This is a genomic window from Niastella sp. sgz303648, assembly GCF_059587045.1.
Window position 1 is genome coordinate 337,796 of sequence record NZ_JCAPSW010000005.1, and the last position, 18,360, is coordinate 356,155.

13 protein-coding genes and 1 pseudogene are annotated in these 18,360 nt (G+C 44.0%); 8 read left to right on the forward strand and 6 right to left on the reverse strand.

The features are described from left to right. The first annotated feature begins 188 nt into the window (after positions 1–188). Positions 189–1,688, forward strand: a complete 1,500-nt coding sequence (locus tag AC59IL_RS16990; RefSeq protein ID WP_496553364.1) for a saccharopine dehydrogenase C-terminal domain-containing protein — start codon at positions 189–191, stop codon at positions 1,686–1,688. Between the two features lie 130 nt (positions 1,689–1,818). On the opposite strand, the gene AC59IL_RS16995 is transcribed toward AC59IL_RS16990, so the two are convergent. The 6 genes from AC59IL_RS16995 to AC59IL_RS17020 all read right to left on the reverse strand — a co-directional run bounded on the left by AC59IL_RS16995 (position 1,819) and on the right by AC59IL_RS17020 (position 9,229). After that, on the reverse strand, positions 1,819–3,099 hold the full coding sequence (locus AC59IL_RS16995; protein WP_496553365.1) for a DUF1501 domain-containing protein: 1,281 nt from the start codon (positions 3,097–3,099) through the stop codon (positions 1,819–1,821). Between the two features lie 13 nt (positions 3,100–3,112). Further along, positions 3,113–4,729, reverse strand: coding sequence for a DUF1800 domain-containing protein (locus AC59IL_RS17000; RefSeq protein ID WP_496553366.1), 1,617 nt, complete (start codon positions 4,727–4,729; stop codon positions 3,113–3,115). A gap of 186 nt (positions 4,730–4,915) precedes the next feature. After that, positions 4,916–5,602, reverse strand: coding sequence for an SIR2 family NAD-dependent protein deacylase (locus AC59IL_RS17005; protein WP_496553367.1), 687 nt, complete (start codon positions 5,600–5,602; stop codon positions 4,916–4,918). 109 nt (positions 5,603–5,711) lie between these two features. After that, complete coding sequence (locus AC59IL_RS17010; protein WP_496553368.1) at positions 5,712–6,629, reverse strand: DUF4349 domain-containing protein; 918 nt, start codon at positions 6,627–6,629, stop codon at positions 5,712–5,714. Between the two features lie 97 nt (positions 6,630–6,726). Further along, positions 6,727–8,391 carry a vWA domain-containing protein gene (locus AC59IL_RS17015; RefSeq protein ID WP_496553369.1) on the reverse strand — a complete coding sequence of 555 codons (1,665 nt, stop codon included), beginning with the start codon at positions 8,389–8,391 and terminating at the stop codon, positions 6,727–6,729. A gap of 427 nt (positions 8,392–8,818) precedes the next feature. Further along, positions 8,819–9,229 carry an EVE domain-containing protein gene (locus AC59IL_RS17020; RefSeq protein WP_496553370.1) on the reverse strand — a complete coding sequence of 137 codons (411 nt, stop codon included), beginning with the start codon at positions 9,227–9,229 and terminating at the stop codon, positions 8,819–8,821. Between the two features lie 268 nt (positions 9,230–9,497). On the opposite strand from AC59IL_RS17020, the gene AC59IL_RS17025 reads away from it, so the two are divergent. The 7 genes and pseudogenes from AC59IL_RS17025 to AC59IL_RS17055 all read left to right on the forward strand — a co-directional run bounded on the left by AC59IL_RS17025 (position 9,498) and on the right by AC59IL_RS17055 (position 18,165). After that, the gene (locus tag AC59IL_RS17025; RefSeq protein ID WP_496553371.1) at positions 9,498–10,061 is read left to right on the forward strand and encodes a fasciclin domain-containing protein; all 564 of its coding nucleotides are present in this window, start codon (positions 9,498–9,500) and stop codon (positions 10,059–10,061) included. Positions 10,062–10,242: 181 nt separating this feature from the next. Next, positions 10,243–10,980, forward strand: coding sequence for a cytochrome b/b6 domain-containing protein (locus tag AC59IL_RS17030; protein WP_496553372.1), 738 nt, complete (start codon positions 10,243–10,245; stop codon positions 10,978–10,980). Then, positions 10,952–11,740, forward strand: coding sequence for a molybdopterin-dependent oxidoreductase (locus AC59IL_RS17035; RefSeq protein WP_496553373.1), 789 nt, complete (start codon positions 10,952–10,954; stop codon positions 11,738–11,740). The genes AC59IL_RS17030 and AC59IL_RS17035 overlap by 29 nt, the downstream gene beginning before the upstream one ends. A gap of 87 nt (positions 11,741–11,827) precedes the next feature. Continuing rightward, positions 11,828–13,084, forward strand: a pseudogene (locus AC59IL_RS17040) (DUF4331 family protein). 80 nt (positions 13,085–13,164) lie between these two features. Next, positions 13,165–14,460 carry a tetratricopeptide repeat protein gene (locus AC59IL_RS17045; protein WP_496553374.1) on the forward strand — a complete coding sequence of 432 codons (1,296 nt, stop codon included), beginning with the start codon at positions 13,165–13,167 and terminating at the stop codon, positions 14,458–14,460. A gap of 5 nt (positions 14,461–14,465) precedes the next feature. Next, entirely contained in the window at positions 14,466–16,712 is a 2,247-nt protein-coding gene (locus AC59IL_RS17050; RefSeq protein WP_496553375.1) for a TonB-dependent receptor, read from the forward strand. Between the two features lie 217 nt (positions 16,713–16,929). Further along, positions 16,930–18,165 (forward strand): BamA/TamA family outer membrane protein, encoded by a 1,236-nt coding sequence (locus AC59IL_RS17055; RefSeq protein WP_496553376.1) that lies wholly within the window; start codon positions 16,930–16,932, stop codon positions 18,163–18,165. Positions 18,166–18,360: the final 195 nt, after the last annotated feature.

Genomic DNA, 18,360 nt, shown 5'->3' on the forward strand with positions numbered 1-18,360 from the left:
TAGTTTGTAGTTGCTGCCGCGCTTAAATTCTTTAAATAACTCAGGCGCCTTACAATTATAAGGATAAAAACTGCGCGACAGGATTCACCTAAAGAACCACAAACCATAAACCACAAACAATAACTGCCTGCTGCCTGGTGCCCACTGCCAATTGCTTTTTAGTATATTGCGTTACATATTACAATTTCATGAAGCATATTCTACTGTTTGGAGCAGGAAAGAGTTCCGGGGCGCTGATAGATTATCTTCTTAAAGAAGCGGCCACTGGTAACTGGCAGGTAACCATTGCAGATGCTGATCTTTTATCGGCCCGGTCAAAAGCAGGTGACTCACCATATGCCAAAGCAGTGGCTGTGCAGGTTGAACAGGAAACCGACCGCAGTACATTAATTGCTTCAGCCGATATAGTTATTTCACTGTTACCCCCTGCCCTTCACTTTCTGGTTGCGCAGGATTGCCTGAAACATAAAAAACATTTGCTCACAGCTTCATATGTCGATGAAAAGATAGCCGCCCTGCAGCCACAGATCAAACAACAGGACTTATTATTCCTTTGCGAAATGGGGCTCGATCCGGGTATCGACCACATGAGCGCCATGCAGCTCGTTCATCGTATACAGGCAAAAGGCGGCATCATTACTTCTTTTAAATCACATTGCGGCGGACTGATTTCGCCCGAAAGCGACGATAATCCCTGGCATTACAAAATAAGCTGGAACCCACGTAATGTAGTGCTGGCAGGAAAAGATGGTGCTGTATTTAAAGAGAACGGAGAAATACAACGCGTGCCCTACGAACAGCTGTTCGATGCCAACCGCGTTATTAATGTTCCCGAGCTGGGTTATCTTGCCTGGTACCCAAACCGCGATTCGCTCAATTATATTTCACAATACAACCTGCAACAAACGCATACGTTTATACGCACCACGCTTCGCTACCCTGAATTTTGTTTCGGCTGGAAGAACGTGATTGAATTAAAGCTTACCGATGATACCATTCAGTATAACACAGATGGAATAACGCTGCAACAGTTTTTTCAGGAGCATTTTGCCAAACATGGCTTCAGTGAATGGATCGAAAAACAACTAACCGCCCGTTTTGCCCAAACCAAACAACTGCTCGAAAAACTACAGCAACTGCTCGAAGCCGAACAGGAAGCCGATGAAGATGAAAAAAAGGCCTTGCAGGAGTTTATGATGGTAGATAACCAGGGCCAGCTGATGGATGTAAATCTCGACAGCATAAAAACACAGGCAGCCGCTACTGTAGCCGGACAAATGCATGAGGCCAATCTGTCGATGAAGCAACTGTTCTTTCTGGGAATGGATGACGATAATACCTACATCAATAAAGGCCAGTGCAGTGCTGCCGATGTATTGCAGTTTGCCCTCGAAAAAAAGCTGATGCTGCAACCGGCCGATAAAGACATGGTAGTGATGCAGCATGAAATAGAATACGAACTGAGTGGCCGCCCATACACCACCCAAAGCCGTTTGATCGTTAAGGGTGAAGACAGCATTCACACGGCTATGTCAAAAACGGTTGGTCTGCCTTTGGGCATTGCCACCCGCCTGATACTGCAGGGCAAGATCAAAGAAACCGGATTACACATTCCCGTTATACCTTCTATTTATACGCCGGTGCTGGAGGAATTGGAGAAGCACAGTATTAAGTTTGAAGAGGAATAAGATTTAAAAAGCTCTGCGCAAAGTACGGTTACAAGTCACAGGTTACAAGGTACAGGGAAACCAACACATTCAAGCCATGTAACATGAAACCTGCAACTTGTAACAATTAATACTATACCTGCGCGAAATTTTATACAATCGGCAAAAGCTGATAATTCCCCATCAGCACCTGCTGCACATCCTGCGGCGATAAATTAAACCAGTTTTGCAGTACCGAAGCGTATACCGACCTGAAATCATATTGCATCGGCACATTATCATTTACCGTAACATTGGCCGGAATAACCGGATTGGCGCCGGTAATACCTCCTTTAACCGCATGCCCGAAATAAAACACCGGTGCGGCAGCGCCATGATCGGTACCTCCGCTGGCATTGCTTTTAATTCTGCGGCCGAACTCTGAAAAGGTCATTCCCATTACTTTGCTCTCAATTTGCAGAAACTGCAGGTCGTTCATAAACACGCCAATCGCTTCTGATACCCTTTGTAATAGTTTGGCATGATTACCGGTGGTAGTATCGGCCTCGGTTTGTTTGGCATGGGTATCAAAGCTACCCGTACTAACCATGTACACTTTTGTTTTCAATCCACCGGCGATTAACCGGGCCACTATTTTCAACTGATCGGCCAGCGGGTTCTTGCCGGGCGCGGGATAATCGGGCGATTGTTTAGTTACTTTCTGTGCTGCCTGCTTTATTACGCTGGCATATTGATCGGTTTTCTGGCTCATCAGTTCAATATAATCGAGCTGCTCGCCCCAGCGGCTGTTTGAATTTACATTTACTTTTCCTTCAACCAGGTTATAAAATACCGAAGGATTACTGATGGCCATACCCATGGTAAACAGCGGCCCCTGCAAAGCGGTCGACACTACCGAGCCTACCTGTATGGCCAGCGGATCGGGCATAGCGCTGTTGGGATAGTTTTCAGGAAACTGCGGATACACATCATTCAAAAACCTGCCTGCCCAGCCCGAAGAAACTACTTTATCGCTGTCGGAAGCTGTCATCCAGATATCGGTTGCCCTGAAGTGTGAGAAATTCGGTTTTGGATAACTCACCGCCTGTACCACGCCCAGTTTTCCATCATTGAATAGTTGCTGCAGTTGTGTCAGGGCAGGATTAAAAGCCGTGGCGTCAAATCCATTCAGCCGCAAAACCTTTTCCTGAGGTATATAAATGTTCGAACGGGCAGCTGTATACGCAGGGTACTGGTCGAACGGAATAACGGTATTGATACCATCATTGCCACCGGCCAACTGCACCAGCACCAGCACCCGGTCGTCGTTCATATACGGGTGCAGGGCATGCATATTTGGCGCGCCCGCCAATGCTTTCAACGAAATGCCCTGCAAAAATGTTGGTAGCACCACACCGGTGATCGTATTTCTAAGGAATTGTCTGCGTTTCATGGTTTGTTATTTTTTACATTAACTGGTACTGCGGCAGGCTCATCATATATTTCAACAGGTTCTTCAGCTTAGTAGTAACGATCTTTGTATTGGCCGCATCTGTGGGGTTAGTTTGTAATTTATTCCAGGCATCCGTCCAGTAATGGTCGCTGGCCATACCCTGCAATCCCTGTAACAAAATACCGGTTTTCATATACTGCTTTTCTTCGGCAGGAATTTCTATTGCATACAGTAATGCGGCCAGTTCATCGATCAGTTGATCGGGTTCGGCAGGCGATGTCAATTGCTTCGCAAACTGTACCGCATCAATAACCACTTTTTTATCGGTACGTGCAAAACCATTGTTCATCATGCGATCGGTAAAAGCGGTGCGTTTGGGCAATGTATCGGAGTTGATCCAGGTTTTATCGAACAGCGGTTCCTGGTAATAAGCAGGCCAGCCTGCCACGTTGGGCGGGTCGCCAATGTTCTGTTGCATTTGAGCCGCTGTATTTTGCATATTGCTCCAGAACCCATACTGATCTGTGTAATTCTCAGGCCCCGGAAAAGTGATGCCGTATTCGCGGCAAAGGCCAACCGTAAAATCAACCGGACTTTTTATAATAGCGCCGCGATTGGCTACATCGTAAAAATGCCTGCTGCTGAACAATTTCTCCAACACCGGTTTTATTTCATAATTGCTGTGGCGGAAGGTATTGGCCAATGGTTCAATGATCGTTTTTTCGGTGGTATCATCTATCTGGTGGTATACAAAAAAGCGATATAATTTTCTGCAGATGAAACGGGCCACTTCAGGCTGCTGAAAAATAAGGTTTAGCAGCTCATCGAGTTCTGTTTCGCCTTCTTTTCCTTTACGACCTGTGATAAGGGTGTTTTGATAAAAATCTGAAAACTGTTTATCGGTATCATCGTGCCGGCCGGTTTCGAAAATGCCATGAATATCGGGCAGCGATTTATTTTCGATGCGAAAACCAGTTAATATTCTGGCTGCCGCTTTTACATCGGCCTCGGTATAATGCGATCCCGGCCCTTTTCCTACAGTAAACAGTTCCTGCAGCTCGCGTCCATAATTTTCATCGGGCGCTTTTTTGGTATTGGCATTTCCGTTCAGGTATTTCAGCATAGCCGGGTCGATGGTAACAGCCCGCGCCATTTCCCTGAAGTTACCCAAAGCGTATTGGCGTAACAGCAGGTTGTGTTTATACACCATCGTAGGGTTGTCTACGTTATTGGCTTCGGTGGCAAAATGATTGTGCCAGAACAGCACCATTTTTTCGCGTAACGTTCTTTGCTGGTTGATCATACAACCCATCCACCACGCTTTAAAGCTATTTCTTCGCCGGCCGGTATTCATTCCGCTGATTTTGGTGGCGGTTACCCATGTTTGGCCGGGCTGAATTTCTTCATCGGTATATTTATCGTCGTTGTAATTATTGACCGGAGGAAGGGGAAGCGATTCTTCTGTTTGCAGTAAATGTTTAATGGCATGCCGCAACGACCCCGATGCAAAAAAGTCGATATCCTCTTTTTTCGCACCGAATAAGGTTCGTTTCAACAGGTGTTTTACTTCGGGCCGGCCCCATTTTCCTTTATATCGTTTTAACGATGCAGTTACGGATGGGATGATCATTGCATAAGGTTTTAATTAAATACAACCGCTTAGGCTTATTTATTTAAAACTATGCAAATACTTAACCAGTAATATCAAAATTATGTGAAGAAGCGGTTAACAGGTTAATCAGTTAATTAGTTGACAAGTTAACTGGTTAACTGGTTAACTTGTTAACTGATCAACTTGTCAACTTATCAACTGCTTTTAGCCTCTGAGAATAGAAATCAGCTCCTGCACCCCCTGTGTAGCTGGCTTTTCAATACCGGTTACATTATATACCGAGGAGGCATTGGGAATTTGTTTATCGATAATGTATTTAGGAATATGCCAGGCGGCATAATTAACCAATCCCGCGGCAGGATACACTACCAGTGATGTGCCAACTACAACAAATATGTCGGCGCTTCGAACAAGAGGAACGGCTGCTTCGATCATAGGTACCGGTTCCTCGAACCATACAATGGCCGGTCGTAACTGCGCGCCATCCGGTGCTTTATCGCCCAGGCTTATATCATCCTTTATATCGTAAATAAGTGATTCATCGAGCTCACTGCGCATTTTAAATATTTCACCATGCAAATGCAATACTTTTTGAGAACCGGCACGTTCGTGCAGGTCGTCGATATTCTGGGTGATGATATGCACATCGAAGTCCTGTTGCAATTCGGCAAGACCGGTATGAGCCGCATTGGGTTGTGCGTCCAGCACATTTTTACGACGCTGGTTATAAAATTCCAGCACCAGGGCCGGGTTCTTTTTCCATCCCCGCGGGGTAGCCACTTCAGTTACATCATAGCCTTCCCATAAACCATCGCTGTCGCGAAATGTTTTTAAGCCACTTTCGGCGCTGATACCCGCACCGGTTAATACCACAATTTTCTTTTTGCTCATGCTCAAATTTAATACTTAAGTCCGAAAGACGGAAAGACCGGAAGTCCGAAAGAAAAATACATTATCAGCGTGATTCTTTCCGACTTTCCGACTTGCGGACTTCCGGACTTTAGCTCACTTTGGGCTTTGCTTTCCATCTTCTATACCCCCACCAGACTCCCCCTAATAATAACCACAAAGGCCAAAGGGTAAGAATTACTACCAGCATCTCTCCTACCCAATCCATTCCATTACTTAAGGCATTCAATACTTTTTGTCCGAAGCCCGGTTTATCACCCTCTTCTGCCGCTGCATTCAATATTTCATAGAATGTAAGTTGTATGGTGCTGAAGGCTGCGGCATGTGTAAGATAGCTTACCCTGCCGGCGCCGGCTTCAATTTCTTCCTGTATGTTGTTGATTTCATCCTGCACCTTCAGGATATCTTCCATATTTTTTGCCTGCTTCAGTAAATCGAGGTAACGTAGCCGTATCTGCCGTTTGGCCTCTGTTCTCGCACGGGTGTCTATTACTTCACCGGTTACATCCTGCGAAGTAATTTTTTGCGAAACCACATTATCGTCTTTTGTAGATGTTATTGATTTTACCAGGTTGTCGAACTGATCAACAGGCACTTTAATGGTAACGGTGTTTTCAATCTTATAATTTGATTTATTTTGTTCTTCTTCGGCAACGTAGCCGCCGCTTCGTTTTACCTGTTCGTGAATATAATCATTGAACGATTTATGACTTTTTGCTTCAATGGTTAACGTGGCATTTTTGATGATCTTTTTGTCCCAATCGACATTAGGAGTGGATGCTGATGTGCCCGGTTGTTTTGGTGGCACTTCATTACCGGCAGCGGGAGCAGGCGCAGTTGTGTCTACAACTCCATAATAGGCACTGGCGGAGTCAGCCGCCGCCATATTATTATGAGTTTCAGCAATCGCTACTGTTTTTTCTTCGCTGGCGCTTTTATCATTACAGGCAATAAGGGTCATCAGCAGTATTGATGTCATCAATACCACCGGTTTAAAAGTGGAAAACATATTGATTAGTTTAGAAGTTTTTTGATATAGGGTGAGTCACCCTCTAAAGGGTGGCTCACCCTGTGTTAACCTTTAGGGTAGCGTACTCTGTATCATCTTATTTTTTCGCAATCAGGGAACCGGCAGATTTTACGAGATTGATAAACTCGCTGCGATAGCCATTGGCGTCATCACCTTTGGCATTTTTGGCCAATGAAATCACCTGTTCAAAAGATGCGTTTTGTTTATACTCCGAATTGCGCAGCAGCATGCCGAATGCAGCTACGGCAGCCGAGAAGCGAAAGTTATTGGAGGTGTTTGCCAAAGCCACATGACTGTCGATAACCGGATGCACGATCAGCTTACTTACATCTTCATCAGGCTTTTTGTAGCGAAGCTTGATGGTCATTATTTCATTGCCGCCATCAGTAGCAGGCCTCGTTTTAGCAGACTGATATTTTAAAGAATCAACGTTGCCGATAAAATCGCTTTTTACACCTATGGGAATAATTTCATACAGGGCGGTTACAGTATGTCCTGAACCCAGTTCACCGGCATCTTTTTTATCGTCGTTAAAATCTTCGGTAGCCATTACGCGATTCTCGTAACCGATCAGGCGGTAGGCCTGCACTTTAGCCGGATTAAATTCAACCTGTATTTTCACATCTTTGGCAATGGTGAATAAGGTGCTGGCAAATTCATTCACCAATACTTTTCTTGCCTCATTGATATTATCGATATAGGAATGATTGCCATTTCCTTTATCGGCCAGCTGCTGCATTTTATTATCTTTATAATTGCCCATACCATAACCAAGCACACTGAGGTAGATGCCGCTCGTTCTTTCTTTTTCAATTAAACGAACCAGGTCGTCGTCGCTGCTGGGGCCTACGTTAAAATCGCCATCGGTTGCCAGTATGATGCGGTTATTACCGCCTTTTATAAAATTTTCTGTGGCTACTTTATACGCTAACTGAATGCCTTCGCCACCGGCAGTTGAACCACCGGCTTCCAGATTGTTGAGGGCTTTTTTAATAGCTTCTTTATTGGTGCCGCTGGTTGATGGCAATACCAGGCCGGCATTACCCGCATACACTACAATAGCCACCTTATCATCGGAACGCATTTTGTCGATTAATAAATTCATGGAAGCCTTTACCAACGGGAGTTTATTTTCATCTTCCATTGATCCCGACACATCTATCAGAAAAACAAGGTTGGCATTGGGCAGGTTCTGCATGGGTATTTCTTTGCCCTGTAATCCGATGTGCACCAGCCGGTGTTGCGGGCTCCACGGGCATTCTGAAATCTCGGTATTTACACTGAACGGATCATCACTTTGCGGTTGTGGGTAGTTGTAATCAAAATAGTTGATCATTTCCTCGATGCGCACCGCGCCTGCAGGCGGTATGCTTCCTTCATTAATAAACCGGCGGATATTACTGTAGGCTGCTTCATCAACATCAATAGAGAAAGTAGATAACGGATTTTGCGTGGCGGTAAGGAACCGGTTGTCTACTATATGGTCGTAGTCTTCGGTGTTTAAAGGTTTTTTGTCGCCCGGTATTGCTTCACCGTCACGTACAGTTACCGGGGGGGTAAACATTTGCGCCTTAGGCGGGGGAATCTCTTTCACCCCCTGTGAGGTAACTTCTTCTAATTTCATGTCTTGCACATTAACTACTTTATTTTTTTCGTCAGCAGATGACTGGCCTTTTTGGCTTTTGCAGGCAATAAAAATCCATAGCAGTAATACTGCCATAATCTGAAATAAAATTTTCATGGCTATACTTTTTACTTGTGTGTGATGATAAGATGCAATGATTTGAAAATTACATATTGTCTGAATCAGCATTTTTCCCGGGAACCTTTATGATGCGCGCTGCTGAATATCTGAATTTTGAAATGATGGTTATCGGAATCATACGAAGTCTGGGCCGGGATTTTATGCGATTTAGCCGATTGCTCTGATAAAGCTCCGGTACAATAATAAACACTAAGACCCTACAGGTCAGCGTAGCCTGTTCCTGTAAATCCATAAATCGTATAAATCCCGGTTAAGATAATCAGCAACTATTAATTACCGGTTATCTGAAAAAGTAACCTGAAGGAAACGTTAAAGAAGTTGTAAGTGATAAGTAATAAATTTTAAGTCGTTTAAGTTGCAAGGTTCAGTTTTTTGTGTTGTATCTATTCTTACTACTTATAACTTACGACTTATTACTTAATTCCATGATGGCATGGTATTCTTCGTCGGTCACGGGCTGAACCGATAACTGGCTGATGCGAACCAGGGCCATTTGCGAAAGACGTTTGTCTTTTTTTATAGTGCTCAGCGAAACGGGGTGTTTTAATTTCTTAAAGGGCTTCAGGTCAACCGCCACCCAGGCTTCATTATCGGTGGTGGGGTCCTGGTAATGTTCCTTTATTACTTTGGCAATACCTACAATGGCAAGTCCTTCGTTACTGTGGTAGTATAATACCTCATCGCCTTTTTTCATTGCTTTTAAATGATTGCGCGCGGCATAATTGCGCACTCCATCCCACATGGTTTGTTTGTCTTTTTCAAACTGTTCCCACGAATAAACAGAAGGTTCTGATTTAACCAGCCAGTATGCCATAGAATAAATATTAGGGGGCGAATGTACTACAAGTTTTTATACGATGAATATGTGCAGATAGTTTGCAGGGCAGTAGGCAGTGGAGAACCCGGCGACCGGTAACGGTAACAGGTAACAAATACATACTCTTCAATTTTTTTTTTCACATTCTAAAATCCAGACACTTTCATCCTGCGTACATAATGTGGTTCATAATCGTTACGCGTACGACAAACACCATAAAAACATTATTTATTATTTACACTCAACTCTTAAAAAAAGCATTGTTATGAAATCGGTTAAAAGTTTTGTTTTGTTGATGGCTGCGGCCTTATTTATGAATGCCTCCTTTGCACAAAAAATGGAAAAAACCGTAGCTGTAGGCGGCGCTCCCATGTATCCTTCCAAAAACATTGTACAAAATGCAGTGAACTCAAAAGATCATACTACGTTGGTAGCTGCCGTAAAAGCAGCCGGTTTGGTTGAAACGTTGCAAACGCCTGGTCCGTTTACCGTATTCGCACCTACGAACGAAGCCTTCGACATGTTACCGAAAGGCACTGTTGAAAATTTATTAAAACCCGAAAACAAAGGTACCCTTACCACTATTCTTACCTACCATGTTGTAGCCGGCAAACTCGACACAAAAGAACTGAGCCGTTTGATCAAAGCAGGAAATGGAAAGGCCGCATTGAAAACCGTAGCGGGAGGAACTTTATGGGCCTCTATGAAGGGTAATAAAATTATGCTTACAGACGAAAAAGGTGGCATGGCTACCGTGACCATCAAAAATGTTTACCAAAGCAATGGGGTTATTCATGTAATTGATCATGTGGTGTTACCCAGGAGCTAAGGCTCACTGATTCGAAAGCTGGTTTTTACCGGCTTTCTTTTTTAGTTACAGGATACAGGTCTGAGGTTGCAAGGGATTATCCCTGAAACCAGAAACCTGTAACCTGTAACTTTTTTATTTGGCTTTGTTTTTTGGTTCTTTTTAAATCTGCAGTCTGGCCGGTTTCGTATCTCATTATGTTATGAAACAGATTGTACAAAAACACCCGCTGGCAATTCGCTGGTTCCACTGGATCAACTTTCCCATTCTTGCTATAATGATCTGGAGCGGCATGCTTATTTACTGGGCCAACGATATTTATGCCATTACCATTGCCGGTAAAAAGCTCATTCATTTTTTTCCGCAAAGCTTTTATGCAGCCCTGCATATTCCTTCACGACTGGCAGAAGGCATGGCTTTTCATTTTGTATTCATGTGGCTGTTCGGCATCAACGGATTGCTGTATGTTTTGTTTACCATTTTTTCAGGTCAATGGAAGTACCTGCTGCCCAACCGCCATTCCTTTAAAGAAGCATGGTTAGTGCTGCTGCACGATCTGCACATTCGCAAACAACCGCTACCCGTAAAAAAATATAACGGCGCCCAGCAAATTGCCTATACCAGCATCATAATTATGGGTTTTGGTTCTGTTATTTCCGGCCTGGCCATATACAAGCCTGTTCAGTTTGGCTGGTTATGCGCCTTATGTGGCGGCTACGAAACGGCGCGGCTGATACACTTCACACTTACCATCGGGTACTGTTTATTTTTTTTAGTTCATATCGTGCAGGTGATCCCGCGCCGGCGCGGGACAGGCTGGAACAATTTCCGCGGAATGATAACCGGGTTTGAAGTAATACAAACTCCTTCGGCAAAAGATGCGCCCCCAACAACACCAAAAACAAATGATCATGAAACGCCTGATACAACAACTGTTTAAAAAAAAGGACCAGCTTACTGTTGATGAACAGATCAGCAGAAGAACAATGATCTCGTTTTTCCTGTCTGCAGTGGCGGTGGGCTCAGGCATTGCAGGCTGGAAGTGGTTGCGAAACCAGCCGTTAGACGGCGGCCTGCGTGGCGGCATTCAGCAACCATTGCGCGATGTACTGAATGCCAATGAAAAAATATTTGGTACAACCTTTAGCGATGATCATCTGGCTAAAGTATATTCAAAACAACAGGCCGTAGCTGAGTCAAGAGTAAATGGCGACATCGGTTTAAATGAAGACTTTGAAGCAGCCGGCTGGAAATTAAATGTACAACGTAAGAATGGTGCTGTGCTGGAACTAACACTCGCCGATATAAAGCAATTACCCAAAACCGAAGTAATTTATAATTTCAAATGCATTGAAGGATGGAGCCAGGTTACCTGGTGGGGCGGCGTTCGGTTATCAGACTTTATGCAATATTATAGTCTGGCAGAAGAAAAGCAATTAAAGTATGTTGGCCTTATTACACCCGATGAGGAATATTATGTTGGTATCGATATGCCCTCGGCTCTGCATCCGCAAACCATTTTATGTTATGAGCACAATGGCCAACCATTAACGCCCGAACATGGCTCCCCCCTTAGATTGATCATTCCTGTAAAATATGGCATAAAAAGCCTAAAGCGTATCGGCACTATGTATTTCGATAATGATAAGCCAGATGATTACTGGGCCGAACGTGGCTATGATTATTATTCGGGATTGTAAAAAAATATTCCTCTTTGAAATCTAACTGTGCCAAACGACCGTAAGTGATGTATCATCTAAACATTCATCATCACAAAAAAATTAAACATGAAAAAGAAAAAAGTGTTGTTCGCTGTTGTGGCTGCGATAGGCATTACGGCAGGCGGACTGGTGTTGGCAGCGGATCACATCGATTCACCTGCTGTTACCAACCAAACTACCGACATTACCGATCTGTATGCCTTCAGAGCACAGGATGCCAACAACCTCGTATTAGTTGCCAATACACAGGGCTTGCTCGCGCCTTCTGCAACAGGCGCCGCACAGTTTGACGCCAATACCCTCATCGAATTCAACATCGATAACAACAACGACTTTATTGAAGACTTCGTAATTCAGGGTATTTACAGCAATGGAAAAATGAAGATCTATGGCCCCGTAAAACCATCTGAAACAGGCTCCCGTAGTAAGATCGAAGGTGATGTAACTGCTGAAGTAGCCATAACACCTTATGGAGCCGGCTCACCTACGATCGGCACAGGCAGTGGCATGAAAGTATTTGCCGGTCCGCGTGATGATCCATTCTTTTTTGACCTTACCCAGTTTAAAAAGATCCTTGCAGGTACAGCTACCAGCTTTAATAATCCCGGTACCGATGCATTCGCAGGCACCAATGTACTGAGCCTTGTAATTGAATTACCCAAATCGATGCTGAACGCCAAGAACGGTACGCTGAATGTGTGGTTAGAAACGAAGAAGAAACAATAGGCAATGGGCTCCCTTCGACTCCGCTCAGGGCAATAATCATTCATTACTTAATTCTTACAAAAAACAATCATGAAAATATATTCTATCGGCAGGTACTTACTGATCATTGCAGGGGTAATCACTTTTGCAGCCTGCAAAAAAGATAAAGACAACAATACACCTGCTTATTATCAAATGCAGGACCAGATGGGGCGTCCTGCAATAAACACCGTATTTGTTTCAGCACCTGATAAAGATGTGTTTAATACCACAATACCTTCTATGATGGCCGGTGTGTTCGGCAGTAAATTCAAATCGAGATTGCTGGCCTTAAATCCGGGATATACAACCAATTTGCTTGGCTTAAATGCCGATCAGTTCAGCGGCGCCCTGGTAACCGATGTGCTGAACGTATCAACCACCGCTCCTACTACCTTTTACGACGGCACCAACGTACTTACCGGCCGTGCACTGACAGATGACGTGATCGATGTAGAGCTTACCCTCATCTTTGGCGGTCCATCGGGCACTTCAAATCCCGGCTTAACCAGCGATCATGTAAATGCAAACGACAAACCTTTACTTTCTTCATTTCCTTATCTGGCCAATCCGAATTAATTCCCCCCGGCCTCCTGAAGGGCGAGGAAAAACACAGTATGCCACGCTTTGAAAGCGTGGCATACTTCAAATAATTCACCATGAAAAAAATATTTTTTCCCTTCATCATCAGCGTAATACTATTCAGTTGCCGCCGGCAACCGGTTACTAACCCAAAAGATTATGCTATCTATCTGCAGGAAAAGCCCAATACGCACCTGCAACAGATTAATGAAGAATTAAACTTCTGGACAAAAAGATTATCTAACACGCCAGGCGATATCATTTCTGAATCAAAAATCGCCGGTTTGCTTACCAAACGGTTTGGCTATTCGGGTAATATAACAGAAGTGCATGAGGCCGACAGCTTATACCGGCAGGTAAATATCGTAAACCATATAAACAGCTCAGGCACTTACAGATCGCTGGCTGCCAACTGCATTACGCAACACCGCTTTTTGCAGGCGCAAAAATATATTGATTCAGCGCTGGTATTAGGCGACGACAAATACGTTACCGTGCTGATGGCATTCGATGTGGCTATGGAATTAGGCAATCGTTACCGGGCACGGAAAGCATTGAATAGTTTGGCCGATAAAACAGCCTTTGAATATCTTATTCGCGAAGCAAAATATAAAGATCATGTTGAAGGAAAACAGGATGAAGCCATTAAACTGATGGAACAGGCTTATACCAAAATAAAAGACAACCCCGCTCCTGCCCTGTATTTATGGCTCAAATCGAACCTGGGCGATTTATACGGTCATGCAAACCGTTATCGCGAATCGTATGCATGCTATCTCGATGTGCTGAAAAAAGATCCTCACTATTACCATGCCCTCAAAGGCATTGCCTGGCTTGCGTTTTCGCACGATAAAGATGTGGCGAATGCCGGGAAAATTGTGGCGTATTTACAGCAAATGCATCCGGTTCCCGATTATGAATTATTACTTTCGCAAATGGCAGCTTATAAGCAGGATAAGGCCGCTGAAAAAAAGCATATTGAAAATTTTATGACTACCACGCATAATCCTTTGTATGGCGGTATGTACAATAAATATCTTTTTACAATAGCAGCCAATGAGTTGAAAGATGCCGCGCAAAGTTTACAAATTGCCAGGCAGGAAGTACAGAACCGGCCTACACCAGAGGCATTCAGCTGGCTTGCCTTTGCACAATACAAAAACGGTCAGGTTGATTCGGCGATAAAAACCGCCCGTTTATATGTACTGAATAAATGTTTTGAACCCGATGCGCTATTTTACATGGGTAAAATTTACCAGGCCGCCGGAAAAAAGTCAATGGCGCGGCAACTTTTACAAAAAGCTTACAACAGTTCATATGAACTGGGGCCAACGATGAGCAATGATATTCGCGAAGCATTAAATGACCTGTAACCGCCATGAAAAAGATATTTTTAATCATCTCATTAATTGGCTGTGGTTATTTCGCCGGGGCGCAACAGGTTATCAAAGGACGCGTAATTGATAAATCGGGGAAAGAACCGCTGGAGCTGGCTTATGTAAGATGGAGCAATAATCAACAGGGCGTAACCACCAATAAACAGGGGTATTTCACCATAAATAAAAACACAGCTCAAACCGATACTGCAGAACTCATCATTTCATTTATAGGGTATAGCACACAACAGGTACAGGCAGTCAAAACTTCATCATTACTGGTTGAAATGGAAAAAGGACCGGTGAATTTAAAAGAGATCGTGATCACTCCGCAAACGGCGGCTTCGTCTTTTCATACGCTTAGTAAAATCGATCTCAACCTGCAGCCGGTACGGTCGGCCCAGGATATTTTGCGAACAGTGCCCGGGCTTTTTATTGGTCAGCACCAGGGAGGTGGCAAAGCAGAACAAATATTTTTACGCGGATTTGATATCGATCACGGAACAGATATCAATGTAACCGTAGATGGATTACCGGTTAATATGGTATCGCATGCACACGGACAGGGTTATGCCGATTTGCATTTTTTGATTCCTGAATTAACCGGCAATGTTGATTATGGAAAAGGCCCATACTACACGCAATATGGCAACCTTGGCACCGCCGGTTATGTAAGCATGAATACAGTAAACAGTTTAGATAAAAGTACCGTAAAGATTGAAGGCGGACAGTTCAATACCATTCGGGGACTCGCCATGATTGACCTGCTGGGCAACCGCCAAAAACAAAAAGGTACCAATGCTTACATTGCCAGTGAAATGTTGTATTCGGATGGCCCTTTTGAATCGCCCCAGCATTTTAACCGCTTTAATTTGTTTGGGAAGCTGAATACTACAGTTGGCAACGGCAACAAACTTACCCTCATAGGCTCTACGCTCAGCAGCGACTGGGATGCATCGGGACAAATTCCTGAGCGCGCTGTAAAAAGCGGACTGATCAGCCGGTTTGGTTACATTGATAATACCGAAGGCGGTTATACCACCCGAACCAATGCCAGCGCCAAACTGAGCAGTTATCTTACGCAAAATACTACCTGGGAAAATCAGCTGTACTATACGCATTACAACTTTAGTTTGCATTCGAATTTCACCTACTTTTTAAACGACCCGGTGAATGGCGATCAGATACGCCAGCGCGAATCGAGGAATATCATAGGCTACAACTCTAAACTTTCACATGAAACTTATTTGGGCTCATGGGCCGTGCAATCGGTTTATGGAACAGGTTTCAGGACCGATCAAACGAGGAACAGTGAATTATCGCACACCATTAACCGCAATATAGTACTTCAATATAAACAGCTGGGCGATATACACGAAACCAATGCATTTGCCTATGCAGAGGAAAGCTTCGAAAAAAACAGATGGCGGTTCAATATCGGTACCCGGCTCGATTATTTAGATTTTCACTACTATGATAAACTGGTTGCCGGTCAATTGCCCGATCAGCATAAATTAATTGCAAGCCCCAAACTGAATATTCAATACACGCTGAACACAAAAACGCAATTGTATTTAAAAACAGGTAAAGGATTTCACTCAAACGATGCCCGTGTAGTGGTATTTAACAGAGGGTACGATATTTTACCGGCTGCATATGGTGCCGATTTCGGTGTATTGCTAAAACCAACTCATAACCTGCTGATCAACATCACGGCCTGGTATTTGTACCTGAAGCAGGAATTTGTATATGTAGGCGATGAAGGTGTGGTGGAACCAAGCGGTAAAACACGACGCATCGGGATCGATTTAAGCGGGCGTTACCAGTTCAACAGCTGGCTGTTTGCGGATGTGAATGTGAATCTGGCCAAACCACGCAGTATGGAAGCCGCCAAAGGACAAAACTATATTCCGCTGGCGCCCACTTTCACCAGCACCGGCGGTATAAACTGGCAATTGAAAAACGGGATCAATGGTAGTATCAGGTACCGATATATGCACGATCGTGCGGCCAATGAAGATAACTCTGTAGTAGCAAAAGGATATTCAGTTACCGATCTTTCGGTGAACTACACCAAAAAGAAGTACGAATTCGGGTTGGCCATTGAAAATTTGTTCAACGTGCAATGGAACGAAACACAGTTTGATACCGAATCGCGATTGAAAAACGAACCGGCCCCTGTTTCGGAAATTCATTTTACACCCGGCACACCGTTTTTTGCGAGAGCGAAATTGGCTGTTTTCTTTTAGGCTAAGAGATTAAAAGAGTAGAAAGAGAAAAAAAAGATATCCTAATGCAAACTGAAAAGTCTCTTTTTTTCTCTTTTTTCTCCTATAGCTCTTAGCGCAACTGCATTATACTGAGCGAAGCGAAACATTTGTATTTGGTTAAGTACCGGTTAATTCACAACTTATATATCAAACATTCTTATAGCATTTGTTTTATTTGTAACGAAAACCCTCATTATTGATACCGAAGGTAAGTTTATTGACAGCTGTTTTATTATTGGTTTTTATCGGGGATTATGCGCAATCTCCGGCCGAAAACAGTGAGGTATTGCCCGCCGACAGCACCGGCCCTAAAAAAGTTTCTGAAAAAGATATGGGCGATGTGGTATACCCTCTTTTTCATCACCATAAACCACCACCGCCCGACACGGCAGAAGTTATAGATATCCGCAAACATTTTTCATTTCTTCCGGCAGTTGGTTATACGCTGCAAACCGGTTTTGCCGGTATCATCAGTGGTAACATGGCATGGCACACCGATACTGCAGCCGACAGCAAGATATCGAGCGTAAATACCAATGTTACCTATTCGCAATACCGCCAAACGATCATTCCTTTTCAGGTGAATATATGGACGAAAAGGAACCGCTACAATATCATTTCCGATTTCAGGTATATCAATTACCCATCTGCTATTTACGGTCTTGGCGGACGAACAGACCCTAACCAGGGACATACCATTGACTTTTCAGGCATCAAATTACACCAGACGGTCATGAAGGCGCTGTCGGGCAATTTTTACCTCGGCGTGGGTTACTATTTCGATAAATTCTGGAATATAAAAGCCATTGACTCGGCGCGTATGCTTAACAGACAGATCACCAGAAAGCTTGGCAAGGAAGAAACGGCATCGTCGATGGTACTGCGTTTTTTATACGATTCGCGGCTTAACCAGATCAGCCCGCAACAGGGCCTGTATTTGAATATTACCTACCGCAACAGCATGCGGGCGCTGGGCAGCGACAGCAACTGGAATTCATTATTAATCGACAGCCGGTTCTATCTTCATTTCCCACAGCAATCGCACAATGTACTTGCATTTTGGATGATGGAATGGCTTACGGCCAGCGGCACACCACCTTATTTGCTGTTGCCCAGCACGGGCTGGGACGATAATTACAATACCGGCCGGGGTTATATTCAGGGCCGCTTCAGAGGTTATAACATGCTGTATTTCGAAAGCGAATACCGGTTTGGCATCTCAGCCAACGGGTTGTTTGGCGGTGTTGCCTTTGTAAACCTGCAGCATTTTTCAAGTGAAATATCACCCTCCTATAATAAGATCTTTCCCGGCTACGGCGTTGGCTTTCGACTAAAGCTCAACAAACACTCCGGCGCCAATTTATGCGTTGACTATGGCTTCGGCCAAAATGGTTCAAGAGGATTTTTCGTGAACCTGGGAGAAATCTTTTAGCTATGTTTTATGCCTGCTTTAAATCTTTACTTCCGAAGTCGTTAATCTTTCGGGCATTTAATTATGATGAATTATTGGAAGACATGTGACGCCCTTTAACCTTCACAATCACTAATCCGGGAATTTTGTTAACTGACACACCTCATTGCTGAAAAGACTGTAGTATATAATGCGGGACCGATTCGGTAACCTGGT